Source organism: Lysinibacillus sphaericus OT4b.31 (genome assembly GCF_000392615.1).
Classification (GTDB): Bacteria; Bacillota; Bacilli; order Bacillales_A; family Planococcaceae; genus Lysinibacillus; species Lysinibacillus sphaericus_B.
This window is the reverse complement of sequence record NZ_KB933398.1, coordinates 642,852-668,274: the sequence shown is the minus strand read 5'-3', so window position 1 is coordinate 668,274 and position 25,423 is coordinate 642,852. Positions and strand designations below refer to the sequence as shown.

General features: G+C 38.8%; 21 protein-coding genes and 1 pseudogene. 8 read left to right on the top strand and 14 right to left on the bottom strand.

Translation table 11 applies throughout. The features are described 5' to 3' along the window. Positions 1-90: 90 nt before the first annotated feature. Positions 91-1,275: a CaiB/BaiF CoA transferase family protein gene (locus H131_RS03175; RefSeq protein WP_010857606.1), complete on the top strand. Its 1,185-nt coding sequence runs from the start codon at positions 91-93 to the stop codon at positions 1,273-1,275. Positions 1,276-1,332: 57 nt separating this feature from the next. On the opposite strand, the gene H131_RS03170 is transcribed toward H131_RS03175, so the two are convergent. From H131_RS03170 to H131_RS03145, 6 genes are all read right to left on the bottom strand, one after another. Next, on the bottom strand, positions 1,333-2,802 hold the full coding sequence (locus H131_RS03170) for a hypothetical protein (RefSeq protein ID WP_010857605.1): 1,470 nt from the start codon (positions 2,800-2,802) through the stop codon (positions 1,333-1,335). 529 nt (positions 2,803-3,331) lie between these two features. Next, entirely contained in the window at positions 3,332-3,886 is a 555-nt protein-coding gene (locus H131_RS03165) for an HPP family protein (protein ID WP_010857604.1), read from the bottom strand. Between the two features lie 925 nt (positions 3,887-4,811). Next, positions 4,812-6,173 (bottom strand): acetamidase/formamidase family protein, encoded by a 1,362-nt coding sequence (locus tag H131_RS03160; protein ID WP_010857603.1) that lies wholly within the window; start codon positions 6,171-6,173, stop codon positions 4,812-4,814. Between the two features lie 104 nt (positions 6,174-6,277). Then, entirely contained in the window at positions 6,278-6,892 is a 615-nt protein-coding gene (locus tag H131_RS03155) for a PH domain-containing protein (protein ID WP_010857602.1), read from the bottom strand. A 110-nt stretch (positions 6,893-7,002) separates the two neighbouring features. Continuing rightward, positions 7,003-8,046, bottom strand: coding sequence for a DUF4179 domain-containing protein (locus H131_RS03150; RefSeq protein ID WP_010857601.1), 1,044 nt, complete (start codon positions 8,044-8,046; stop codon positions 7,003-7,005). Beyond that, positions 8,043-8,606: a sigma-70 family RNA polymerase sigma factor gene (locus tag H131_RS03145; RefSeq protein ID WP_010857600.1), complete on the bottom strand. Its 564-nt coding sequence runs from the start codon at positions 8,604-8,606 to the stop codon at positions 8,043-8,045. The genes H131_RS03150 and H131_RS03145 overlap by 4 nt, the downstream gene beginning before the upstream one ends. 252 nt (positions 8,607-8,858) lie before the next feature. On the opposite strand from H131_RS03145, the gene H131_RS03140 reads away from it, so the two are divergent. Then, positions 8,859-9,581: a response regulator transcription factor gene (locus H131_RS03140; protein WP_010857599.1), complete on the top strand. Its 723-nt coding sequence runs from the start codon at positions 8,859-8,861 to the stop codon at positions 9,579-9,581. After that, positions 9,578-10,978 carry a sensor histidine kinase gene (locus H131_RS03135; RefSeq protein WP_010857598.1) on the top strand — a complete coding sequence of 467 codons (1,401 nt, stop codon included), beginning with the start codon at positions 9,578-9,580 and terminating at the stop codon, positions 10,976-10,978. The genes H131_RS03140 and H131_RS03135 overlap by 4 nt, the downstream gene beginning before the upstream one ends. 232 nt (positions 10,979-11,210) lie before the next feature. Here the strand turns inward: H131_RS03135 and H131_RS25180 are convergent. The 7 genes and pseudogenes from H131_RS25180 to H131_RS03100 form a co-directional block, all read right to left on the bottom strand. After that, positions 11,211-11,464: pseudogene (locus H131_RS25180) on the bottom strand (IS5/IS1182 family transposase); the annotation flags it as partial. Between the two features lie 252 nt (positions 11,465-11,716). Beyond that, entirely contained in the window at positions 11,717-12,076 is a 360-nt protein-coding gene (locus tag H131_RS03125; protein ID WP_010857596.1) for a YxeA family protein, read from the bottom strand. A 1-nt stretch (position 12,077) separates the two neighbouring features. Continuing rightward, a complete protein-coding gene (locus tag H131_RS03120; RefSeq protein ID WP_010857595.1) occupies positions 12,078-13,949 on the bottom strand; it encodes an ABC transporter permease in 1,872 nt (623 codons plus the stop codon). After that, entirely contained in the window at positions 13,936-14,703 is a 768-nt protein-coding gene (locus H131_RS03115; protein ID WP_010857594.1) for an ABC transporter ATP-binding protein, read from the bottom strand. The genes H131_RS03120 and H131_RS03115 overlap by 14 nt, the downstream gene beginning before the upstream one ends. Positions 14,704-14,956: 253 nt before the next feature. Further along, entirely contained in the window at positions 14,957-16,291 is a 1,335-nt protein-coding gene (locus H131_RS03110) for an FAD-dependent oxidoreductase (RefSeq protein ID WP_010857593.1), read from the bottom strand. Between the two features lie 13 nt (positions 16,292-16,304). Next, the gene (locus tag H131_RS03105) at positions 16,305-17,453 is read right to left on the bottom strand and encodes a VanZ family protein (protein ID WP_010857592.1); all 1,149 of its coding nucleotides are present in this window, start codon (positions 17,451-17,453) and stop codon (positions 16,305-16,307) included. A 299-nt stretch (positions 17,454-17,752) separates the two neighbouring features. Beyond that, entirely contained in the window at positions 17,753-18,040 is a 288-nt protein-coding gene (locus H131_RS03100; protein WP_010857591.1) for a DUF6509 family protein, read from the bottom strand. Positions 18,041-18,312: 272 nt separating this feature from the next. Between H131_RS03100 and H131_RS03095 the strand changes: the two genes are divergently transcribed. Continuing rightward, positions 18,313-19,497: a serine-tRNA(Ala) deacylase AlaX gene (locus H131_RS03095; RefSeq protein ID WP_010857590.1), complete on the top strand. Its 1,185-nt coding sequence runs from the start codon at positions 18,313-18,315 to the stop codon at positions 19,495-19,497. Positions 19,498-19,981: 484 nt separating this feature from the next. Here H131_RS03095 and H131_RS03090 read toward each other — a convergent pair whose 3' ends face one another. Next, positions 19,982-21,097: a serine hydrolase gene (locus H131_RS03090; RefSeq protein ID WP_010857589.1), complete on the bottom strand. Its 1,116-nt coding sequence runs from the start codon at positions 21,095-21,097 to the stop codon at positions 19,982-19,984. 522 nt (positions 21,098-21,619) lie between these two features. Between H131_RS03090 and H131_RS03085 the strand changes: the two genes are divergently transcribed. The 4 genes from H131_RS03085 (at position 21,620) to tatC (ending at position 25,272) form a co-directional block, all read left to right on the top strand. Next, a complete protein-coding gene (locus tag H131_RS03085) occupies positions 21,620-22,363 on the top strand; it encodes a gluconate 2-dehydrogenase subunit 3 family protein (protein ID WP_010857588.1) in 744 nt (247 codons plus the stop codon). A gap of 12 nt (positions 22,364-22,375) precedes the next feature. Continuing rightward, positions 22,376-24,088, top strand: a complete 1,713-nt coding sequence (locus H131_RS03080) for a GMC family oxidoreductase (RefSeq protein ID WP_010857587.1) — start codon at positions 22,376-22,378, stop codon at positions 24,086-24,088. A 126-nt stretch (positions 24,089-24,214) separates the two neighbouring features. Then, complete coding sequence (tatA, locus tag H131_RS03075) at positions 24,215-24,418, top strand: twin-arginine translocase TatA/TatE family subunit (protein WP_010857586.1); 204 nt, start codon at positions 24,215-24,217, stop codon at positions 24,416-24,418. Between the two features lie 11 nt (positions 24,419-24,429). Then, positions 24,430-25,272, top strand: coding sequence for a twin-arginine translocase subunit TatC (gene tatC, locus H131_RS03070; protein WP_010857585.1), 843 nt, complete (start codon positions 24,430-24,432; stop codon positions 25,270-25,272). The last annotated feature ends 151 nt before the right edge of the window (positions 25,273-25,423 follow it).

Genomic DNA, 25,423 nt, shown 5'->3' with positions numbered 1-25,423 from the left:
AAAACACGCTTTTCACAATATGGGGATAATGAGAAAAGCGCTACAAAATGTTTGGACTTTTGTAGCCTACACAAAAAGGGGTTGGGAGATTTGGGTATTTTAAAGGGGTTAAAAATTCTCGATTTTTCTGCATTACTACCAGGACCAATGGCAACAATGATATTTGCTGACCTTGGCGCTGAGGTCATTCACGTTGAATCTTCTAAGCGCGTAGATTTAACACGTATTATGCCTCCATACGATGAAGACCATGAGGCGTATATTCACCAACATTTGAACCGTTCCAAAAAGTCGCTTACTTTGAATTTAAAATCACCAGAGGCTGTAGAAATCGTAAAGTCTCTTGTACAAGAGTACGACGTAATTATTGAAGGATTCCGCCCTGGGGTGATGGAACGTCTTGGCATCGGCTATGAGGCGTTAAAAGAAGTGAATCCTAAGCTAATTTATTGTGCTATTACAGGCTATGGTCAGACTGGCCCATATAGCAATCGGCCAGGACATGATAACAACTATCTATCACTTGCAGGCGTTCTCGATTACTCTCGTCATAAAGACAAAAAGCCTGTCTCAATGGGCGTTCAGCTGGCAGATATTGCAGGTGGTACGATGCACGCAGCAATCGGGGTACTTGCAGCTGCCTTACACCGTGAAAAAACAGGAGAAGGGCAGTATGTCGACATTAGTATGACTGATGCTGTTTTTTCACTTAATGCTATGTATGGTTCGGCTTATATAGGTGGAGATCGTGTGCCACAGCCTGAGCAAGAAATTTTAAACGGCGGCAGCTATTACGATTTCTACAAAACAAAGGATGGTCGCTTTTTCTCAGTAGGAAGCCTAGAGCCGCAATTCCGTAAACTACTTTGCGAGGCACTTGATATTCCTGAGTTGATTGATAACACTTTTAATGATTCGTACTATACACAAATACGTTTTAAAGAGGCAGTGCACGATGCATTTTTATCAAAAACCTATGAAGAATGGCTTGAAGTTTTTAACGAAAATTTCGAAGGTTGTGTAGAACCCGTGTTAACCTTTCCAGAGGCATGTAAGCATCCACAGCTACAAGCTCGTGATATGATTGTTGATATTCCAAAGAAAGACGGCACGACACAAAAACAAATTGCTTCTGCTTTTAAATTTGATGGTTACAAGCCTGTGTATAAACATGTTGGTGCTAAACTTGGCGAACATAATGAAGAACTTCTGTTAGCACTAGGCTACAGTGCTGAGAAAATTGCTGCTCTACAAGAAAACGGTGTTTTAGAATAAAAAGAGAGTGTCTAATGACGTCTTTATATGACGCATTAGGCACTCTTTTTTGTAACATTATACATAAGCACTGATAAACATTCGTAACTTCCCAAAATGATCATCATTGAGTAAATATTTTTTATATACTTCCATCAATTTTTCAAATAGCTCATACTGTTCAGTCACAAATAAAACCTTCAAAATATTCAACATGTGTAAAGATGCGCTCTGAGCTACCAAATAATAAGGTGCATCTGGCTTACGGTAATTTTGACGCCATTCTTCGACAGATAGACCAATATGTTGCAACGAATTGTTAACTTGTAGGGCAATATCTTGCTGAACTGATGCCTCAATTGCGATAAATTGCTCATTACTAAAGTTTTGTTGCACTAAAGCTGCATGTATTTTTTTATTGGATGCCAACACATTTTCTTTAATAAGCGTTAGCCCTTCTTGATAACGTGCCATTTTCACATAATTATCAAGTAATACAGCGTACAAATTTTCTAGATAATTTAGTGCATAATTTTTTATAATAGCCGGTGGTGTTGGCTTTCGATTAGGCAGTAAATCCTTATATTCTAGCATAATTTCTATTGCGTAATTATTCAGTCGTTCATCCTCTAATAAGTACTCTCCATAATGAATAACCATCTCATAATTCTGCTCCTCATGCCCCATATGCAATAAAATGTACGCAATCAGTACTTTCTCTTTTTCCGTTAATGCATACATTGAATAGCGCCAATCTCCTTCAAAAGAAGTAATCAATGCCTTCACACTTTGATAATCCCCTGACGACAAACGATAGTGAGTCACAATTTGATAAAGACGCAGTTGTTTTTTTGCCAAACAACTTGCATTATGTTTATCCACATAAGTTATGCACTTATCCAGATTTTTTCTGTAATTATGCACAAAGTTATTCACATGTGCATAAGTTATTTGCGCCGAATGTTCGAAATGGCGCATCATTTCGTGGATAAATGTGAATTGTTCTAATGGTCTGTGGATAAGCAGTGAATAAACTTTTTTTGTAAAAAGCCAGTGCCAAAATAAAGCTTCTTCTTTATATATCATATGCACAAAATATTCATCTTTAAATTTATATAAAAATATTGTTTGTAAGTCATCTACAGGCAACGTTACCTGCCAACGCTTTCCGAAAATAAGCCAGATTAACCGCTCTAAGTCCATTGTATGCTGTGCGAAAAGTTGCTCAAAAAATGTTTCTTTCCCTTTTTGCGTATAAAAAAAAGTATTGAGTCGATCATGTACAAATTTTTCATCAAAGCCATGCTTTTCAAAAAAAAGTTGCAGATCTGCAGATACTCGTCCCCAGTATTTTCGGGCTGTCGAAAAAGCAATATTCATTGCCGCTTCCTCATTAACCAAAAATAAGTTTGGCGACAGTGTAGTGCCTAGTATTTTTGGATCCGTTTGTGTGTTGATTTCTGCCCATTTTGAAAGTAATTTTTCTGCACCCTTTTCGCCACTTTCACTATATGTTATGAATAACTGCTCATCACAATCCAACAGCATACAACCGGAGCCCCCCATCAAATTCTCCCAACAAAGATCTTCCCCTGTCATGTAAAAATACGTTCCTATAAATCTTGAACACTCTTTCTCCAATATAACAAATCCTATCCAACATATGCTAAAAAATATTTGATATGCCAAACAAAAGTGCACAAGCATTTGTTCAAAATCAATAAAATAACATAAAAAAACCATCTAAAAGCATGCGTATGCACCCTTAGATGGCTTGTTACATTCTTGGCCCCATTGAAAAAAAGGCAAATGAGCCCATTGGACAGTCGCTCATAAGTTGGTAGCCCAATCGCATCGTCACAAATAGCTCATCGCCTATGTACATGTATAACTTCAAAAAAGTTATACATCCCCAATTGAAAACGAGAACAACACATTCTCCTAGCAGTAGACGTACAGCATAAAAAATAGTTACAAAAAAAGTGTCTCAGCTGAGACACTTTTTTCTGCACCGAAAACGAAGTGGCAGGCGCAAAATTTTTTACTACACCAAAACCGCACTTCCCTCTTAAAAATTTCACCAAAACATTGGATATTTTCGAGTGTCTCGTAAATTATTTATCAGCAATCCAAAAATCACAATAATTAGGGCGCCGATTAGTACAGGCATGACTAAATAGCTCCAGCCGTAGCCTCCTAAAATAATTATAATCGGGTTTGCTCCAGCTGGGGGATGTATTACCCCTGAAAATGCCATACAAAAGATTGTTAACCCCACCCCCAAGCTAATGGAGATAATACCTGAGCCTAACAAAGAATACATAGACAACCCAATAACCGCCGATATAAAATGACCTCCAATAATATTTCGTGGTTGCGATAGAGGAGCATTCCATACAACAAATACAAGAACACAGCTGCCTCCAAGCGACGCCATTAACCATGGTGCTCCTGTGTAGTTTGTTAAACAAAGCAATACAAAAATACATATTAGTCCACCAAACGCGCCTGTTGCAGCATCAGCAAAATTTGTTCTTGAGGGAGCATGCCCCCCTCCATTCATTTTGGATATGTATGTTTTTATTCGATGATCTTTTTCTTCTTTTTCCTGCAAACGTACGAAATCTGCCATTACCCGCCATCCTTTATTTACAATAATTCTGTCGAACATAGTCTTTTTTTAATCTTTTCTGAGCATTTCCTATTATATCAGCTAATAAATAGAATTCAATTTCCATTTGTCATATTTTAGACAAAATTAAACTATACGAGCAACTCTATCAATTACCCGAGAGATATCTTACAGTGCTTATATTTTTTATCCATGTTCAACATGCAAAAGGTGTTCGCAATGATTACATGCCGAATACCTTTTGCAATATTAGTTACAAATAGCCCCTATTAACGACAGTAGTACGCTACAAGCAACAGTTTTCTTCCATTTTTGGACTTTGCCATGTCCAATTAGCTAGCCTCTTCAAATTCATAGCAGCAAAAGTAAGCATCGCATGCATGGACAATTTTAATCCCTCTTAAGGCTGTCCAACGCAATTACATAGTAGCGACTCTCGGTCTATCGTACTCACCTTGATTTCTTGCATTTCTTCTTTTTCAAACTGCTCTGGTGAAAAAAGGTTTCTTTCCTTCGTCTACTCGATCTTGATTCCGCTCTTCTTGGCGTTTTGCCTCATACGGACGATTTTCTTTTCAAATTTACGCTTGTTCGCATGCACTTTCATATGTGTCAAATCAATAAAGACTTGGTCAGAGCTCCATAATCTTTGATCCGCAATTTCTTTTAAGATGAGATAGAAATCTGTTCAAATATAGCTGAGTCTTGAAAGTAACATTCATAATTTTTACCGATAGACGCACACTAGTTGATTGGAGCGCAGGCGGCGACTTCTGCGGGAATAGCATGAGCTGAAGACCTCGCAGGAGCGGAGCGATGAGGAGTCTGCGAAAAGCGTCCGCCGTAGCGCAAAGCAACGGGTTCATATAGATTCTACACTTCTACTTTCAAAGAAAAAAGCCTACCACTAAAGGCAGGCTTTGTATTAATCATATTGTTTTTTCACTGGTTTAAAAATTCGCGCTTTCTTCAGCACCGTTTTCGGCACTTGGAAGGTTGCCGTTACTACGCCAGGATGACGACCGATTTCAATAGATCCTGTAATCGTCGCACGATTCATGACCTCCGGCTCGCTCATCTCGAATAACCGTGCAGCCCGGCTAATTGCATTATCTGTTGCCTCATTTAATGTTGTTCCTGATCCTACAACTGCTACAGGGAAAGCTTCCTCCACCTGTTTGACACCGAATTCCTCTGCTAGTTCACGGGCTCGTCGCTTTTCTTCTTTTGTAAAAGGCTTCGCTGTGTATGGCAAATCTTCTTCGTTCGGTAAGATAATTGGACCTTCTAATGTCACTTTCTTCAAAACATTCACCTGAAGCTGAACAATGCCTGCTACATCTGTTGTATGCCCAGCAATTTCTCCATCACCCTGCATCGCATGCATATCACCAATATACACACCGCCACCAGGTACCTTTACAGGACAAATAATTGTCGCTCCCTCGCGTACGCGGCTAATATCCATATGCCCATCTGTTCGATGTGTATCTAGTTCAGCCTGTGTAAATGCATATTCATGCGGCGCACCAATTAAGAACGTCCCAAAATCGCCAGCATTATGTGAGTCCGGCATCGCCTTCGAAGGTGTTGTTCCAAGCTGCCCTAAAAACGGACGCATTCTTGCCATAACACCTACTAAATCACTTGGCGCCAAAGCTACCACTGGATTTTGCACAGAATTTTCAGGTGTCCGCATATAGTTTTTAGCATCGAGTGCAATACGACGAGCGCCTTCTCGACCAACTGTCACACCGATATTGCCCTTTTGATCTAGTGCCATTGTATAACCATTGGTCATTTTAAATGGTGCGGTTTCTGTATCACAGGTTGAACAACGAATTGCCTGTGGACCAACACCTCTTACTACAGTACTTGGGTGGAGCTTACCACAACCTGGACATTTTACTGACACGAAAGGATCGCCAATAAAACGATCGATGATTGCCTCATCATGCCCCGAAGCCGTTGCAAGAGACGTTACCTGAATTGATTTAATTGTAATCACGATGGCATCGCCCACCTCAGCACCTTCTACAAAAACAGGCTTCGTTACTTCGTGTCCTCCACGAATCGTAGGGGTCAGCATTGGTCCCCAACATCCTGGGGTTGTATTTGCAATGATTGTACCCCCATTCTTTACTGGGCCAAGCATTTTTTGTTGCGGATCTAAAATACCGTCGATGAACTCATTGACAAATAATGTTTCGACAGCTTGCACTTGCTGTACCATATCCTCATTTTCCGATTGTTTCATTTTCTCATGTACTTGCAATTCGGTTATCATGATTAACCACTCTCCAATTCCAAAAATTTTTATATGTAGTCATTTACTCCCTGAATAAGGGTAAAAGAGAGCTCTCTACTTAAACGAGCAGAGAGCTATAATCATTATTTATTAATGTACAAATCAAAAATATGTGAGAAGTCTTCCTTAACATACTTTTCTTTATGGTCTATCATCCATTTACTTGCGAAGCTTGTAATTTCTTTGAATGACGAAGCTGGTGATATATTATCATTACCAATGCGTCCCATTGATGCTGAGGCAATAGTAAGGCTCTGCTCAGCTACACTAAACTTGTATGCATCTTGCTTTTGCTCGTAACTAATGGCATGTAACGCCTTATACAAATCCTTAATTTCGTCAATAAAACGCTTATGAATGTCAATTGAAAGTGTATTATTGCCGATTGTAAACTTAATTTCGACATCGAGATCAATAGTTCCTGCTGTTTCGAGTAAAACCTCACTAATTTTAAACATTGAATAGTCATAGCGACGCAATAAGCGCTTTTTACTCATCGCATTTTCACCATCTACATGGATGAGGGCACGGTTTGTAAAGCAATATTCATCTGCTTTTGTCTTAATTAAAAAATAGATTTTCTCGTCAATTTCATGCAGAATAAAATCATCTGCATCTGTTTTGTCAAAATCTTCATGAGATACGACTACCCCAATATCTGAAAGCCCTAGTGCTTCTGCTGCTATTTTTTTGAACATCGTCATTCCTCCTGGATTGTTATTACTATTACTACGCTTGGGCTCCCTGGAAAGTTTCATATAAATAAAGGTCTTTGTGTACGTTTATACACAAATGACCTAAAATTAGATTATTGTAAATGGATTGTCACAGGGTCCATTTTTTTTCCCTCCAAACCTTTTCCTGAGCCTAAAGAGAAGTAGATTTCCGGCACAATTGTAATGGATGTTGCTGCAGGGTCGATCGCTTGTACAGTGCCACTCGACTTCGTATAAATACCATAATCAGAGCTTTGACTACCATTTGAATCGACTATATAAATGTTGCCTAGATTATCACGTATTTCTTCAAATTGAATATCAATATACGGCCATTTCTTTACTATCTCTGGCTCAACATTATGCTCGTAATGAATGACTGTCGACAAATCATTTTTTGCAAGTGCTGTAAATCGAGCTGTAACACCATGATTTGTAACGGTTTCATTTACTAGCTGTAAGTCCTCTACAAGTTTTGGCACTTTAAATTGGAAAGCCCAGTCCCCCTTCACTTCTGTTACATCTCCTTTTTTACTCCTATCAGTAAAAACTTGAGGCCTCCACAGTATTTCAATTTCATCCGGCACTTCCTTATCAAAATGTGGTGTTATTTTTTCGAGTCCAACATAATTCGTATCACTCACCTTTTGAATAGTGCCGTGAGCGCCAATACCTTTCGAATTTTTTATATCTAATCCATGCATGCTAAAACGTGGATTTGGCCCTAAATCAATCTCTGTTTCAAGCGCATAGGAAATCGTAACTGACGTCCCATCATACACAGCACTTTCAATCATCATTGATATGCCGTTACTCGTTTGCACTTGTCCAATTTCCGTCGCGTAGTTCTCAAAATTCTCAAACATTGTATGGTTATTATCAAAGTAGCTAACGATATTTTTCATAAATGGAATTTGCGTGGCAAGTGTTGGAAAAGTAAAATTTATAGTTGTCACAGCACTCACACCTATAATTGCCGCTGCCGCTAAATTGCGCAACCATTTCGCTGTACGCTTTTTCGTGTTATTGTTTAAAATAATTTGTTTTAGCTGCACCTTCTGCGTTGGAGATAATTCCATCGGTTCAATTGAGTCCACGTCTAGATCTAACCAATCTTTATGGTTTTTCGTCGTCATGTTAACGCCTCCTTAAGCTGAACTGTCTTCGCTAACTTTTTCTTCCCACGGTAAAGTCGATTTTCAACAGCTGCCTTCGATAAATGCAAGGCCTCTGCAATCTCCATAGTGGATAAGTGTAAATAGTATTTCATCATAAAAATATCTCGATCGATACTTTCTAAATGACTAATTGCCAACAGTAATTCGTTTCTTTGCTCTTTTTTCACAAGTTCCTCTTGCACGTCTCCTAAATCTGGTTTTTGAGCAAGTTCCTTGTCATTATGCTCACGTGCTTGCTGTTTTTCCAGCTTGCGAAATACGTCAATGGCTTTATATTTTGTCAGCATTCCCATCCATTTTTTGAAATCGATCGGCTCCCCTTTAAAGTGCTGTGCATTTTGCCAAACTGCTAAAAACACATCATTCACACAGTCCTCGACAGCATCTTTACTAATGTCAGCCAACACTTTAAAGGCAATAGCGTGCACAAAACCTGAATAATGTTCAATAACGTATTCAAGGGCATCTTCCTTTTGATTTTGTAAACGACGAATAAAATTTTTAGCATTACACTTCATATCCTCGCCTCCTTTATTTTTGTTCAAATCCTTTTTCACTAACTATATCGAAGCTCACTGGCTAAAACTCTCATTTATTTTTAGTACCCGTGTACATGCCACCACATTTCGTCTTCCTAACAAGTTTCATTTATAATAAAGCTCATAATAAATAAATGTGCTAGCTACTTCCAAAAATTCAAGCTATGCGCTATTCTTTATGTTCTATAGGATATGAACATCAATTATAAAAACGAAAGGGCGTATGAAAGCATGCAGGAACCAATTATTTTAGTCGTGGATGATGAGGCAGATTTAGCAAATCTACTAAAGATGAGTCTCCAAAAAGAGGGCTTCAAGCACATCCATACAGCTGGCTCAATTACCGAAGCCTGGACGAGTTTTCAACAGAATTCCCCAAATATCGTGTTACTCGACGTGATGCTACCAGACGGTGAAGGGTACGATTTATGTCGACGTATTCGAGAAATATCACATGTACCTGTGCTTTTCATGTCTGCTAAAACAGAGGAAATAGATAAAATTTTAGGCCTTGCCATTGGGGGCGATGATTATATTACAAAGCCCTTTAGCCCAAAGGAGGTAGCCTACCGTGTAAAGGCACAGCTACGCAGAGCTGGCTACCAGACACAGGATGCTCCGGCAACTACTACATTGCAAGCCTTACAGGTTGGACCCTTTCTGCTAAATGGTGATGAGACGGAAGTACATAAGGACGGTACTTTACTAGAACTTACCGCTAAAGAAATTGGTTTAATGGCCTGCTTTCTGCACAATCCAAATCGCATTTTAAGCAAGGAAACACTGTTTGAGCGTGTATGGGGGGAGGATTTCTTTGGCTCTGACAACACTGTCATGGTGCACATTCGAAGACTCCGTGAGAAAATTGAAAGCGATGCATCGAAACCTGTTTTCATCACAACCGTCAAAGGACTCGGCTATAAGTTTATTATTCCGAAAGTGGCGCAAACATGAAGTGGCGACTAACAGCTCGCTTTCTATTTTCAGTGATATCCATTGTCATCATCGTTATTTTTGTTAATACTGCCATTCTGATTGGCCTCATTATCTATCAGCAGGCAAGTAAATTTGATAGTACAACTGCAGCTACAGACGAAACCTTTGTCCGTGCATTCCAACAGTATATTGATGAAAGTGGTAATATCGACAAAGAAGGGCTACAACAGTTGCATCAACGAAATGCATGGATACAATTGCTTGATCCAAATGGCCAAGTCATTGCTTCACATTTCGCCCCTGAAAATGCTCTTTCTCATTATGCACCTGTGGATTTAATTCAAGTTTACAAATATAAGGAATACGATATTGACACAACAGTTTATGTAGGAAGTAAAAGTAAAAGCGATATCAACTATTTAATTGGTATTAAAGGTAGCGGCGTTTCAAGGTATGTTGCTCACTTTTCTGGAGAGTCGACTTTACAACTTATCGGAAAATACGGGCTACTTATCGTCTTGGCTGATTTACTTGTGGCGACTCTCGTTGGCTGGCTATTCGGCCGCGCTTTAACTAAGCCTCTCTATGCCATGATTGAACGCATTCAACATTTAAAAAATCACAAGCATATGCCCATTAAAATGCCGAAGGGTGTCTATCAGCCTGTTTTTGAAAATTTAAATGAGGTGTCGAGTGAGCTGGCTGCACATGAGCAGGAGCGCAAACAGTTGGAGATAATGCGGGAGGAATGGATTAGTAATGTCTCACACGATATGAAAACACCACTTGCTTCCATTCGGGGTTATGCCGAGCTATTAAATGATGGGAGATTAACGCCCAACGAGCAGATCGAATACGTACGCATTATAGAAAAACAGTCATTGCATATGCAAGATTTACTCGATGATTTAAACTTAACGATGCGACTAAGACATCAGCAGTTACCGCTCTCTTTGACCGAGGTTAACATAGTTCAGTTTATACGTGAAATCATTATTGATACACTCAATATGCCGCAGTACGAGCTGGCCAAAATCGATTTTGATGCCAGCACTGACATAATCGAGCACAGTATTGACATACACTTTATGCGTCGGGCTATTGTGAATTTTTTACACAATGCATTGCTCCACAATCCGCCAGATGTAACTGTACATGTCCTTGTCGAAGACAATTCAATTATAATTTCTGACGATGGCCATGGTATTTCCGCTGAAGATCTTGCCCATATTTTTGAACGCTACTATCGTGGCACAAATACTGAACAAACACATGGTACTGGGCTAGGTACTGCTATTGCGCGTGATATTATAGAAGCTCATGGAGGATCCGTGACCATTACTTCCGAAGAACAAAAAGGGACAACGGTTAACATTCAATTAAAAGAAACTGTCCAAGATGCAAAAACGCAGTAAAAACATACGTGCCAATGCTTTCACTAACACTTATGCACAGAGCTTGGATGTTGCTGGTGCACTTTACATTCACACAAAAGGTATTCGGAATAATCACATTCCGAATACCTTTTGAAATTTTATCAGAAATATAATAGCCCCTATTAACGACAGTAGTACGCTACGATCAACTATTTTCTACTATCCAATTAGCTAGCTTCTTCAAATTCAAGGTAGCAAATACACGTTCAATTTTCCATGGGTCCACTCGCTCTTGATTCAGCTCTTCTTGACGTTTTGCCTCATATGCACGCGTTTCCTTGCGCACGATTTTCTTTTCAAATTTAAGCTTGTTTGCACCCACTTTCACATGTGTCGAATCAATAAAGACATGGTCAGGACTCATAATCCTTAATCCGTAATTTCTTTTAAGATGCGATAGAAAATCTGTTCAAATATAGCTGAGTTTTGAAAGCGACGTTCATAATTTTCACTGATAGACGTCCACTAGTTGATTGGAGCGCTGGCGGCGACTTCTGCGGGAATAGCATGAGCTGAAGGCCCCGCAGAAGCGTAGCGACGAGGACACTGAAGCCATGCCCGCGAAAAGCGTCTGCCGTAGCAGAAATCAACGGCTTCATATAGATACTTCTATTTGAAAAGAAAAAAGACTGAAGACAAACTCAAAAAACAGAGTTTGTCTTCAGTCTGAAAGGAGGTGTCTCAGTAATTAATTCTGAGACACCTCCTTGCTAGTTTTTATTTTAGTAGTTTTTGCACCTTTGCAGGCATATCTTCAAACTTTACTTCATCATATGACGTTACTTCGTTTTCTTTTTTCACGTAAAGCTTCAAATAGGCATCATGACGTAAATTTTTCTGCGCAGAAAACTTCAGTGTCGTTTCGTCGCCCTTGTCATTAAAAGCTGGAAGCTCGTACCAATACGACTCGAAAATCTCTCCGTTACTCGCCTTATACTCCTCTAATTCACCATCAGAAGTAATATGAACATAATATGTGTCTTTATTTAAACGGTTAAAATCAACTGTCATAAGCACTATTAGACCTGCCACGAACAATATAAACAATGCTCCAATACCAAAGAAAACCTTTTTCATTTTATTTGGCCTCCTGTTTCACAATTTTATAAAATGATCGTACTGTAAAGATATAATATAAACCATAGATTGCTGAATATGCGACCATCCATAGAATAACCGGCTTGGTCATATCCATATTGAATAACTTTGAAAAGGCTATCAGCGCAAATGAACTATGCACGATGCCCACAACGAGTGGAGCTCCAAATATCACGGCAACCTGCCCTGCAACAGTTTTCAATATTTGCTTGCTGTTGACACCAATTTTATTTAAAATTGCATATTTTGCCTGATCTTCTTCCGCTTCAGTTAAAATTTTAAAGTAAATGATGCTTCCAGTAGCTGCTAGGAATACGAGCCCTAAAAAGCTTCCTACAAATAGCAGTGAGCCAACTGTAGCTAAACTGTCTTTATAACTTTGCGGTACGCTTGAAAATCCCTCTTGTTGATCTGTTGGAAGCTGTTCGTAGATTTCATTAGACACGTCCAATTGCTTTAAGTCATTGTCCATGCCCACTACCTGCAACTTAATATTGTCTGCATTTGCTGCTGCAAACTCCTTGTCATTGACCACAAGAACCGTACCAGCTGCAATAAAGTTTAACACACTATCTGTATACATTTCATCGACATGGAAGGAATCTCCGTTTGCCAATTTAAATTTTTCACCTGTAAAATCATGTGAAAAACGTTCATCATAACTAGCATCCAGTAAAATTGTCGAACCATCTGCAATTTGTAACTTGCGGTCTATTCCCTGCAATTGGGCTAAACGATTGTAATCAGATTCCTTCAATAATGTATATTCAAAATACGCAAATTCATTATCAACACGTAAGCTTTTCGCAGTAAGTGATTCATTGTACAGCACATTCTTTTGCGAAAACTCTACAGACTCGCCTTTCCACATGAACGTATTTGGTAACATTTGGCGTACTGATGCTTCTGTATTGTAATACATTCCAAAAACGCCACCACCTGCTGTAATAGTCGTTGCACTCAATATCGCAATGATCGACAGCGATTTTGCATTTGCTCGAATACGATACAATAGTTGCGATACGCCAATTAAATTCAAGCCTTGCCATGACCAAGACGTTGCCTTTTTCAGTGCTGTAAGGACAAATACGCTGACACTATGGAACAGTAAATATGTTCCCGCAATTGTTACCCCAATAACCATAAGCGGCGTACCAAGTACTGTGAATAAACGCCAAATTGGACTCGTGAAAATATCCGAAGCCGCTGTATAATAGCCAAATGCAATGAGCGCCGTCCCAAGTATAGCCGCTACGAATGAAGCACGTGGAATTTTCTCTCCCTGCTTCTCTGCATGGAATAAATCAATCAGCTTAAACTGATAAATAACTCGGTATCCCTGTAATGATGTAAATAAGAACAACAGTGCAAAAATCCCTGCAGTATTAAGCACTGCTTCAGCTGAAAACGTTAAATTCGCTACGACCTCGTAACCCATGAGGCGTACCAAGATTGTAAGTAGAACCTTCGACATAAAGAATCCAATGACAATGCCTAGCACTAGTGATACCAGCCCAATAACTAAATTCTCAAAAAAGAGCATTAGGCCAATTTTTTGTTTACGCACACCTAGTAACGAATAGAGCGCCACCTCTTTTTTCCGCTTCTTCATAAAAAACGAATTCGAATATGCAATAAAAATTACAATAAAGAATAATAGTACAACTGATGATGCACTCATCAACCCTTTAATTTGCTGCGATGATCCTTTTAACGCTGAAATATCATCATTATATTTTAATGTCACAAATGTAAAGTAAATCACGATACTAAATACCATCGAGGCAATATATAAAAAGTAATTTGACAAATTACGCTGTATATTTTTGCGGGCTAAGCTAAATAACGTCATTTACTCCACCCCCGATGCTAGAAAGCACCTGTAAAATCTCTTGGAAAAACTGCTTTCTTGTTTGTGTACCACGATGAATTTCTTTAGAAAGTTGCCCATCCTGGATGAATAAAATACGTTGGCAGAAACTTGCCGCAAATGCATCATGCGTAACCATCATAATGGTTGAGGCCTGCGATTGATTTAAATCACTCAAACTTTCTAATAAATCTGTCGCTGATTTTGAATCCAACGCCCCCGTTGGTTCGTCTGCAAAGATAAGCTTTGGTTCCGTTACTAATGCACGAGATGATGCTGTACGTTGTTTTTGTCCACCGGAAATTTGGTACGGGTATTTATCGAGCAAATCACGAATACCAAACAACTCAGCTATACGATTGACTCTTTCGTTTATTTCCTTCGTTGGTACCTTCGCAATTGCTAGTGGTAGTACTATATTTTCACGCACCGTCAGAGAATCGAGCAAATTATAATCTTGGAAGATAAATCCTAGATTGTCTCGACGAAAATCTGCGAGCTCTGTATCTTTCATGCGTGCTAAATTTACATCACCTATGACAATATCGCCTGTCGTTGGTGTATCAATTGTCGCTAACACATTTAGCAAAGTGGATTTTCCGGCACCCGAAGGCCCCATTACACCAACAAACTCACCTTTTTCTACTTGAAATGTTATATTCGATAGCGCCGTAAATGTATTCGCGCCCTTGCCATATCTTTTCCCTACATTTTGTACTTTTAATAATGGCGTCATATACGCTCACCTCTTCCTTCTGTCTACAGTATACGGCCCCAAACTTACAGCAAAATTGTCGCAAGCTTACATCAACCTTAAATCAAAAACAAGTTATCGCGACGTTTTAGAATTTTATCGCCTAACTTTTGAATTTTATCGACGTACTTTTAAAATTTATCGCCTAACTTTCCGAGGACACTAAAAAAAGACCCACACACAAAATTGTGCATGAATCCTTCAAAACTTATACCCTTATAACGCGCCATGATAACTACAAACGCCCATTCATTCTTGCTGCCTGCTGTAATGGATCCCATACGCCATTGTATGGTGGGGCATATGCTAAATCTAAATCTAGTAAATCAGGTAAGGTCATTTTGTTGTATAACGCTGTCGCAAAGACATCGATACGTTTATCGACTCCTGCTGGTCCCACAATTTGTACACCAAGCAGCTGCTGATCTCGCTTCCGTACAACAATTTTAATATACAGTCGTTGAGCCCCTGGATAATAGCCTGCGATATGACGCGCTGATAATTTATATGCTTCATATTCATAGCCAAGCTTTTTTGCCATACGTTCATTAATACCCGTTGTTCCTACTGATAAATTAAAAAACTTCACAATAGACGTACCGACAATACCACGGAATGGCGCAAATTTCCCAGCCATATTCAAGCCTGCTAGTCGCCCCTGCTTATTCGCGGTTGTTCCAAGTGGTATATAATCTAAGCGTTCCTTAACAATGTTGAAATGCGTCGCGCAATCACCTGCGGCATAAATATTTTCAACAGAAGTTTCTAGATGACGATTGACGATAACTGCACCATTTTTAGCAAGTGCAATTCCTGTCCCCTCTAAAAATTGCGTATTTGGTTTAATACCTGTGGCAACAATCACTAAATCAGTATCCAACGCCTCAGCCTCTGTCACAACACGTTCTACTCGCCCATTGCCCTCAAACGCCTGCACGGTTGTATTTAACAATAGCTCAATGTCCTGCTTTTTTGCTTCATCATGTACATGCTGCGCTAGCTCTTCATCTAGGATTTTTGCAACATGACTGCCGCGTTGAATAAGACGCACCTTTTTGCCACAAGCATGTATGGTTTCTGCCATTTCAAGTCCGATATAGCCCCCACCCATGATTGTCACATGTTCAATATCAGGTGTTAAATCTGACAGTAAATCCTCAAGTTGTGGAATTGTTTTTACGGTGTGTACGCCCGCTAAATCTGCTCCTTTTTTCACAGGCATAGTAGGATTAGCTCCCGTTGCAATAAGCAGCTTATCGTATGCTATCTCGAACGGCTCTCCGGAAGCTTGTGTACCCAAAACAAGCTGTTTATCTACATCAATTTGTTCCACCTCATGCCCAACGCGTGCATCAATGCCATATTTATCACGGAATGTTTCTACATCTCTAGCGATCAGACGTTTTGTCGATGAAATACGCCCATCTACAACATAAGGCAATCCACATTGCCCATATGAGTATATAAATCCACGTTCTAAGGAGGTAATCTCTGCCCCCGGTACATTCCGATAAATCTCCATTGCCGCTGACATTCCAGCCGCATCTCCCCCGATAATTACGTATTTCATGTACAAGACCCCCTTATTTTTTTCTCGTCGCTACTAAGTCTGCATATTCGTCAATATACAATCGGCGTTTTCCTCCACTCACAATAACTCGGACAACGTGTACGGCGATAACTAGCCTTAAAGAGAACGCTGTTATAAAAGTTACTATTGTTAACACAATTTGCAGTACATAAAAAGGAGAATCCATATCTAATTTAATTTGGCTTAGTATATGAATAATCTCAAAAATAGTGAATGTCGCTATAATGGCTACACAACGGCGCCAAGACTGCACGACTATGTCTTTTGTATTGTCGCTGCTTGTCATCATAAAACGCATAACCCTCATACCAATCGTTGCACCTCGTGTGACACTCGGTACAACACCAAAAATCAGTGTATATAAAACTATTTTTACAATAAATTCAAAAATATCACTAGTACTAAATACAGCACCTACTATGAGCCATATAATCTGAGCCATACACACGTCTAGTACAAGAGCTAATAAAATAGATAAGGGCTTAACAATATCTTTTTTCTCTACTTCTGCAGCTTTTGCCTCGACTGCCTCCTGTGTTGGAAACAAAGCCCACACGATTGGCGCTAATAAGAAGCCAAAAAGTGCGCCTACACTATTAAGCATTAAATCATCCACATCAAAAATACGATACGCACAATTAAAGATGCCATAAATACCTGTTACTTGTGTTGTCTCATAAAACAATGTTAACAAAAAGCTGAACATAAATGCACGTTTCCAGTACTTACGATTTCTTAAAAAATATCGCAAGTAAACGCCAAATGGCATCAGCAATAAAAAGTTAAAGAATGCTTGGAAAAATGCCGGCTGTTTAGTTAAATAGAGCCATGTCGCCGGACTTGTCAGCACAATACCACTATCTTTCATAATATCTGCAATGAATTGAAACGGACGTAAATTATAATGGACAGTGTCTGCTGATTGTAGTGAGCAGGTATCACGTGTTTCCGGAAACGGCAACAACACTAAGCATAAGGCCGCTAAAAAATAAAAAATAAATGAAAACATAATGATTGTTTTTGATAGTGACAAGAAATTATATTTGCGATACGTATAAATGAGCCATGGCACAAATAACACAAATGACAATAGTATCGTTATCAACGTTGCCACCAAAATGGAATTTGTATAAATTGACATACATGCACCTCTTTTGTTTAAAAGAGCACACTAAAAATTTTCCAGTGCCCTCCGTTTAACATCCCCGTTTTTTATCAAGCATAACCTACAAAGACAACGTTAATATGTCATCAAACTTAAAAAATTCTTAAATTGAAAAGTTGGTAGACCCCTTCTGCTTCGTATGAGTACAGTAAGTTCACCCATATATATAGATGGCACAATTACTTAGTGGCATGGTATCCCACCAACTTTTGTGAAGAACAAAAAGGCAGGTAGAGAAAAACGATTCGTTTTCCTTACCTGCCTTCCTATTGCATTTAGGCTTTTGTTATTTCTTCCTTACAGAACGTTAAAATCTCTTCTAACTCATCATCCTCAAGTGCGAAGTCTAAATACTCGCCCTTCGCTTTTTCCATGATGAAATAATTTAATATAAATGGCTCACTATCTTTTTCACCAATTAGTACACGAAGCTCGATGCCTGCCTCATGGTATAGCTCATCTTCTTCATCAATTTCAACATCTAAAATGAACTCAAAGCGTTTACCGTCAATAATATTCGTCGGATCTAAAATTTCTTCCATTGAAAATTGTGTAATATTCATTTGTGCTAGCTCCTTTGTCTTTACCTGTTCTTTTATATAATAAATCAATTTCAGCATGGGTCAACTAGAAAACCCGTATACACCTTTAAGCAATTATGCCACAATAAAGTGAAACGCCCAGTAGCAGGCTTTGCTTAGCCCTTGGTGGCTAGTTGGATTAAAAGAGTTTATACAGTAACTTATCAGCCCTCTTTTGCCATAAGCCTTGCCATGAGTAGTTTTTCTGCCCAAAAATGAACACTATATGACTTACATAAAGGAGGCTTTTTACAGTGAAAGAGCTACTATATTATCAAGATGCGATGCTACGTGAATTTGACGCAACAATTGCAGGGACAGGCACTGAGACAGACGGCCGTCAATACGTTGTACTTTCAAATACTGCCTTTTATCCTACAGGTGGTGGGCAACCACATGATACTGGCACCTTAAACAACATTGAGGTCGTTGATGTCGAGAAAATTGACGATGAAATCCGACATTATATAACGTGCGAAGCTTCAGCTTTAACAGGTGTAGTTCATGGCAAATTGAACTGGCACCGACGCTTCGATCATATGCAACAGCACGCTGGTCAACATATTTTAACTGCAGCATTTGTAGAATTATTTGATGCACAAACGGTAAGCTTTCACTTAGGAAGTGAGCAGGTCACAATCGATATTGCCGTCGACGTTTTGACAGATGAGCAGCTTGTTGCGGCCGAAGCGAGAGCAAATGAAATTATTTTAGAAAACCGCCCGATTGAGACGAAATGGATTACAGAGAAAGAACTTGTAGATTACAACTTACGAAAAGAGGTTGCAGTCACAGGTGATATTCGTCTTGTCATCATTCCTGATTATGATTACAACGGTTGTGGCGGTACGCATCCAAGCTCTACAGGGCAAGTCAACGCTATTAAAATTCTTGGCACCGAAAAAATGAAGGGCAATGTGCGTGTCACTTTCGTCTGTGGGCAACGTGTATTGACAGAGTTGGCAATGCGCAAAACTGTACTGGCTGATGTTGCGCGGCAACTGAGCGTTCCTGAAGTTGACGCAGCAAACGCTCTCACGAAACTATTAGTAACACAGAAGGGTACTGAAAAGGCACTCATCGCTGCACGGGAAGAACTGCTTGCCTTCGAAGCGAAAGCATTAGCTGCAAGCAACGCCTATATCATTACGGCCGCCTTTCGTCATCGTACTGTGCAAGAGCTTCAAAAATTAGCCCGATTCATTGTGGCTGAACGTTCAGAAGTAATCGCACTACTTGCTTCCGAAAATGAAGACAAGCTACAATTTGTCGCAGCACGAGGCGCACAAGTGGAAAAAAACATGAAAGACATCGCCACACATGTACTTCCGCTTATTAATGGAAAAGGCGGTGGTAGCGAGCAAATGGTTCAAGGCGGTGGCGAATGCCTCATCGCTACAGAACAGTTGCTCACTGCCATGCAAGAAGCCACTAGTTGAAGAATAAAGAACAGGGTGATTTTCTTTTTCACGGATATTAAGTGATGTTCAATCGGGGACAGGTGCCGAATATTTTGGGCAACGTTGAAAATTATAAAAATAAAGTGAGACTTCAATTAGTGGGGGTTTTCTTCATCCCACACTGATTGTTGTTGAACTGATCGGGCATTTACGATCAGCCATCTAGTTAACTCGTTGTCATCTTTCAACTTGAGGTGGGGTTAATGAAGGATAAATCCCTCGACAACTTGGAACAACGCTTTCTCTGTTTCCTAGAATGACACTCATCAAGACGTATTAGACTCGTTGATCATATTTATGTGATGTGTACCGGTAGCTTAGACTCGAGTGAAAGGGCTTCGGTACACATTTCATTTTTTCTGCTAAATAAAACAAACTGTCATACATAATATTAATGACGTATTCATTAATCTGGAATTTTTAAACCGACAGTCCACGATATTACAGAATAATAAAAACAAATTTAAGCATTTTTATTATTAATTTCATCGATGACATTTAGTATCTTTGTTCTGAATAGATTATCTTCTAAAAAAGCCTTAATAAATTCATTATATTTTTTTTCAATCCAAATAGTCTCTAAAGCGCTCATATCTTCAATAAAAAAAGAAAAAGATATATTCTCAGAATCATTACTTCTAAAACCCGCGGAAGTTAAGACAAATAATGTAGCCCCCCCTTTATACCATAGGCGTTTACCACTCTTTTCATAGTCTGTAAACCCCATCAAATCATCCAATAACTGTTTATCTACTGTAGTTAATTTTTCTGATTTCCCTAATTGATACATTAATTTTGCATAATCAGAACTTGAAGCTGCAGGGAGTTTTTTTGTTAGCTCTCTTTGAACTTTCATTGTAGACATCATATGCAAATTTTCGATGAATCTATTTGCTTCGCCTTTAATAATTTTGTTTAACAGTTCAGTAGCTAATAAATTAAAATGACTAATTGGCATGTCCTTAATAGTTTGAGCAATATTTTTTTTCGGTACTTTCTCCGCTATATAAAGATAACTAGGAATTAAAATTGCTGAATTAATGGGGTAGATTTCTGTTTGTTGTAACAACGAATACTCTTTTATTACTGCATCAATTTTGTCTTTTCCTAATCTGTAATATATAAAGTCAGTACAAGCATTCGAACTATATTTCATCATTCCTTTTGCAATTTCTTTTAATGTAACTTCACTACCTATATGTTCATTTTCTTTCCATAGATTATGAGCGTTTCCATCTGTGTTTTTTAAATAAAGTGAATCAACTTCTTTAACTGGGACTAATTCATCTGGGTTTAAAAATTTATTACGTACGGCATTAATGAATGCAACAGCATATAAAATTTTCACGGTACTTGCTAAAGGTATAATTTTATCTTTGTTGTAGGTAATTATTTCATTATCATTTTGGATTACTGACATTGACCACATTTCAGGGTTCTTTTCCATCAATTTAATAATGTCATCTTTTGTTTTGTTTATGTCCTTCCTTTTCATAAAAAAGCCCAATAGTATAAAACCTATGAATAATAAAAGTACACCTAATAAAACCGCTAATAAAATAGTAAAGTATATGTTCAACAGACTAATCCCCTTTTTTGGTAACTCACATGATAAGTCATCGCATTGATTACAGCAATAATATTTCTTCTATTAGAAGCCACTAAATTATCTATATGTTACCTATTTCAATATACTTAAACGTTACCACAAAAGGAAAAAAAGTCCAAAATAAAATTCTCTTGTTACTACCTGCAAGTATATGCCAGTAACTAATTCTTTATTATTAGCGACACTATGCAAACGTTTAGGTACCTCTTTAATTTCTAATTAGTATTCTCTTCTCATATATTTTTTATCTATCATCTTTTAATTTCAATTATAGATTAAACATTACGTAACATAAAAAATGTTATTTATGTAATCCCCTAAAATAACCGAGGTATTAGCAATTTTCTATCTCCTCGTAATTGTACTTTAAATTGGTTTTCTTCTACTGGATAAAATTAAAACTTTTCCCATGTGAAATTGATTATTATTTACTTTTTTTGCTGATTATAAATGATAGAACATAATCTATATATTCTTGAGGGGAGTATCTATATGAGTACTGACAATCATGTTTCACGTCGTGACTTTTTAAAAACAACAGGTATTGCTGCTGGTACATTAGTCGGTGGTGGATTAATAGGTGGGCTTGTAGGCTATAACATGAACGGCAAAGGGACTTCCACTTTAGATCATGGTAATGGAACTACACATGAAGCTACTGGAACACCTAAAGCTAAAATGTTTTTCATGAACGAACGAGATTTTAGTGTTTTATCGAATGCTACAGAACGCATATTTCCAGAAGATGATTTAGGTCCAGGTGCGATTGGTTTAGACGTACCCTATTTTATTGATCATCAATTAGCCGGACAATATGGCAGTAATTCCAAGGAATATATGCATGGCCCATTCGGTGAAGGTGCACCGACACAGGGCTATCAAAGTCGCTTAACGCGCTCAGAAATCTTTAAGCAAGGTATTCAAAAAATAGAGACCGAAGCACAAAATCGGTTCAAAAAAAGTTTTAACGACTTAGATGGCAAACAAATGGACGAAATTTTAACTGCTTTCCAGAAAGGCGAAGTTCAGATGAGCGGTGTCACATCTGCATTCTTCTTTGCTTTACTACGTGCGGCTACATTAGAGGGCGCTTATGCAGATCCAATGTATGGTGGGAATCGAGATATGGCTGGCTGGCGTATGAAAGGCTTCCCTGGACATCAGATGGCTTTTATTACACAAATTGAAGATACGAAGTTCCAAAAAATTGAGCCTAATCCATTAGGCAACCACTAGGGGGTTTTATAGATGGTGACAACATTACCAAGTGTAGACGTTGTAACAGTCGGTGTAGGGTGGACTGGAGGCATTGTTGCTGCGGAGTGCTCAAAAGCTGGCCTAAAGGTTGTAGGTTTGGAACGTGGGCAAAAACGTGGAACTGAAGATTATTTGAATGTCCACGATGAGTATCGTTATGCAATTCGATATGACCTCATGCAAAACCTTTCCAAGGAGACTATATCATTCCGTAATAACCGTAACATGAGAGCTTTACCAATGCGCCAGCTTGGTTCCTTTTTACTTGGAGAGGGTCTGGGAGGGTCTGGGACGCACTGGAACGGTATGTCTTATCGTTTTTTGCCGTATGATTTTCAGATTAAAACACTGACTGACGAACGCTATGGTCCAAATAAATTAGGACCCGATTATTTACTACAGGATTGGGCATTAACATACGATCAACTAGAGCCCTATTTCGATAAATTTGAAAAAACGGCAGGCATTTCAGGGGAAGATAAGAATCCCTTTGCAGGGAAGCGAGCTAATTCTTTTCCAACACCTCCTATGAAAATGACGCCAATGCTAGAGCAATTTGAAAAAGCAACAAAAAATTTAAAATTATCACCTTATATGGTTCCTTCTGCTAACGTATCAGAAGTCTATAAAAATCCTGATGGTGAAACGATTAACGCCTGTCAATATTGCGGATTCTGTGAACGTTTCGGTTGTGAGTATGGCGCAAAATCTTCAGCAGAAATTACAGTTGTGCCGACTGCTTTAAAAACAGGAAACTTCGACCTACGCTTTAATTCCAATGTTGTTGAAATTTTAAAGCAAGGGAACAAAGTAACCGGTGTCAAATATATCGATACTATATCTGGTGAAGAATTTATTCAACCTGCTAATGTCGTTGTATTAACAAGCTATGTCTTTAATAACGCAAAATTATTAATGATGGCCAACATTGGACAACCATATGATCCAATAACAGGAAAAGGAACATTGGGCCGAAACTATTGTTATCAAATTTTACCGGGTGCTGCTGGATTCTTTGATGAGCAATACAATACATTTATGGGTGCAGGCTCTCTTGGTATGACAGTAGACGACTATAATGGTGACAACTTCGACCATAGTGAATTAGATTTCATACATGGTGGAACTATTGCATTAACACAAACCGGTACTCGTCCTATTGGTTCAAACCCAACTCCTCCCGATACACCAACATGGGGACCAGAGTTTAAGAAGCAATCGATTTATTACTATACGCGTTCATTCGGGATTGGTGCACAAGGTGCTTCTATGCCACATAAAGAAAACTATATGTCCCTGGATACGGTATACAAGGACGCTTATGGTTTGCCATTAATGCAGTTAACTTACAACTTTACTAAACAGGATCGCGCACTTCATAAATTTATCTCAGCACGTGCCGCTGACATTATGAAAGAAATGGGCGCAAAAACAATTGTGCCAAGTGCTGAGATTACAGATTACAATATTGTGCCATATCAAACGACACATAATACAGGGGGAACAGTTATGAGTTCAACGCCAGAAAACGGCGTTGTCAATAACTATCTACAGCATTGGGACGTAGAGAATCTTTTCGCTGTTAGTGCCGGAAACTTCCCACATAATGGCGGCTATAATCCAACAGGTACATTAGGTGCGCTAGCCTATCGTTGTGCAGAAGGAATTATTAACTACAGCAAATCTGGTGGGTCTTTGGTTTAAGCTCGTCTTACACGGTCAATATCTTTTGACATGCCACAATTGTGGTACAAAACGGTGGCCATGTTGAAGATTCAAAGCGTTTTCGTCAAACATTTTTAACATTACATTTAAGAGGAGGCGTGACTTATGGGAGGTCTTGGTGCAATTGGTGTTCCTGGCTTAATTATCATTTTGGTTATAGTATTAATCGTTTTTGGCCCGAAAAAGTTACCTGAAATTGGTGGTGCAGTTGGTAAAACTTTTGCAGAGTTTAAAAAGTCTACAAAAGGCTTAATCGATGACGATGATGAACCAACAAAAAAGGTAGAAAAAAAATCTGACGTTTCGTAGGAGGTGTTCCTATGGATCCATATGAAGAGAGAAAATACTTAAGTCCGCTTGATAAAGAACAAGGCGAGCCTCCCGTATCTGTGGAGGCCTCTATTGAAATTCCAACCATTACAACTGCACAGGAAATCGTTAAGAAGGAGCCCCTCATTCCTGTGGACTCTTTGCTTGAGCATATTACAGAACTACGTAAGCAAATCATCAAAGCACTCGTTGTATTTATATTATTTTTTATTGTCGTGTTTTCGACCATTAATTTTTGGTTTCCATATGTGACCCGTGGACATTCGCTTGTCATTTTAGGTCCACTTGAGGTCGTTAAATTTTATATGACGATTTCCACAACACTGGCACTTGGACTATCCATGCCATTTTTCGTTCACTTTCTTTGGAGTTTTGTTAAACCAGGTTTAAAGGAAGACGAGAGCCGATTTCTTGGGTTGTATGCACCTGTTATGTTTTTGCTTTTCGTTTTAGGTGTTGCGTTCGGCTATTTTGTCGTTAATCCACTCAGCTATTCTTTTTTAGTTAGCATTGGTGCAGCTAACTTCAATGTCATGGTATCGGCGAGCGAATATATGCATTTTTTAATTATGACAACAGTGCCACTTGGTCTATTATTTGAATTGCCTATTGTGGCAATCTTTTTATCATCCATTGGGCTATTAACTGCTGACTCCATGAAAAAAATACGCGGTTGGTCCTATATCGCCATGGGCGTGGGCTCTGCCGTCATTACACCACCCGATTTCATTAGTCAGCTGCTTGTATTAATTCCGATGATTATTTTATATGAAATAAGCATTTACCTTGTCAAACGCTTGGAGCACAAGCAAATAGAGAGTGCTGTTCAATAGGCAAAAGCTCATTGCATTGAGTGTTAAATTCTCAAGTAAAAGAGAAATATCTATATGAACCCGTTGATTTCCGCTTCGGCGGACGCTTTTCGCGGGCATGGCTTCAGTCTCCTCGTCGCTAGGCTCCTGCGGGGCCTTCAGCTCATGCTAT

Coding starts and splice junctions, on each gene's coding strand:
- H131_RS03170 (WP_010857605.1), bottom strand. CDS start 2,802: ATGCTGTTGGATTGTGATGAGCAGTTATTCATAACATATAGTGAAAGT.
- H131_RS03165 (WP_010857604.1), bottom strand. CDS start 3,886: ATGGCAGATTTCGTACGTTTGCAGGAAAAAGAAGAAAAAGATCATCGA.
- H131_RS03160 (WP_010857603.1), bottom strand. CDS start 6,173: ATGATAACCGAATTGCAAGTACATGAGAAAATGAAACAATCGGAAAAT.
- H131_RS03155 (WP_010857602.1), bottom strand. CDS start 6,892: ATGTTCAAAAAAATAGCAGCAGAAGCACTAGGGCTTTCAGATATTGGG.
- H131_RS03150 (WP_010857601.1), bottom strand. CDS start 8,046: ATGACGACGAAAAACCATAAAGATTGGTTAGATCTAGACGTGGACTCA.
- H131_RS03145 (WP_010857600.1), bottom strand. CDS start 8,606: ATGAAGTGTAATGCTAAAAATTTTATTCGTCGTTTACAAAATCAAAAG.
- H131_RS03140 (WP_010857599.1), top strand. CDS start 8,859: ATGCAGGAACCAATTATTTTAGTCGTGGATGATGAGGCAGATTTAGCA.
- H131_RS03135 (WP_010857598.1), top strand. CDS start 9,578: ATGAAGTGGCGACTAACAGCTCGCTTTCTATTTTCAGTGATATCCATT.
- H131_RS03125 (WP_010857596.1), bottom strand. CDS start 12,076: ATGAAAAAGGTTTTCTTTGGTATTGGAGCATTGTTTATATTGTTCGTG.
- H131_RS03120 (WP_010857595.1), bottom strand. CDS start 13,949: ATGACGTTATTTAGCTTAGCCCGCAAAAATATACAGCGTAATTTGTCA.
- H131_RS03115 (WP_010857594.1), bottom strand. CDS start 14,703: ATGACGCCATTATTAAAAGTACAAAATGTAGGGAAAAGATATGGCAAG.
- H131_RS03110 (WP_010857593.1), bottom strand. CDS start 16,291: ATGAAATACGTAATTATCGGGGGAGATGCGGCTGGAATGTCAGCGGCA.
- H131_RS03105 (WP_010857592.1), bottom strand. CDS start 17,453: ATGTCAATTTATACAAATTCCATTTTGGTGGCAACGTTGATAACGATA.
- H131_RS03100 (WP_010857591.1), bottom strand. CDS start 18,040: ATGAATATTACACAATTTTCAATGGAAGAAATTTTAGATCCGACGAAT.
- H131_RS03085 (WP_010857588.1), top strand. CDS start 21,620: ATGAGTACTGACAATCATGTTTCACGTCGTGACTTTTTAAAAACAACA.
- H131_RS03080 (WP_010857587.1), top strand. CDS start 22,376: ATGGTGACAACATTACCAAGTGTAGACGTTGTAACAGTCGGTGTAGGG.
- tatA (WP_010857586.1), top strand. CDS start 24,215: ATGGGAGGTCTTGGTGCAATTGGTGTTCCTGGCTTAATTATCATTTTG.
- tatC (WP_010857585.1), top strand. CDS start 24,430: ATGGATCCATATGAAGAGAGAAAATACTTAAGTCCGCTTGATAAAGAA.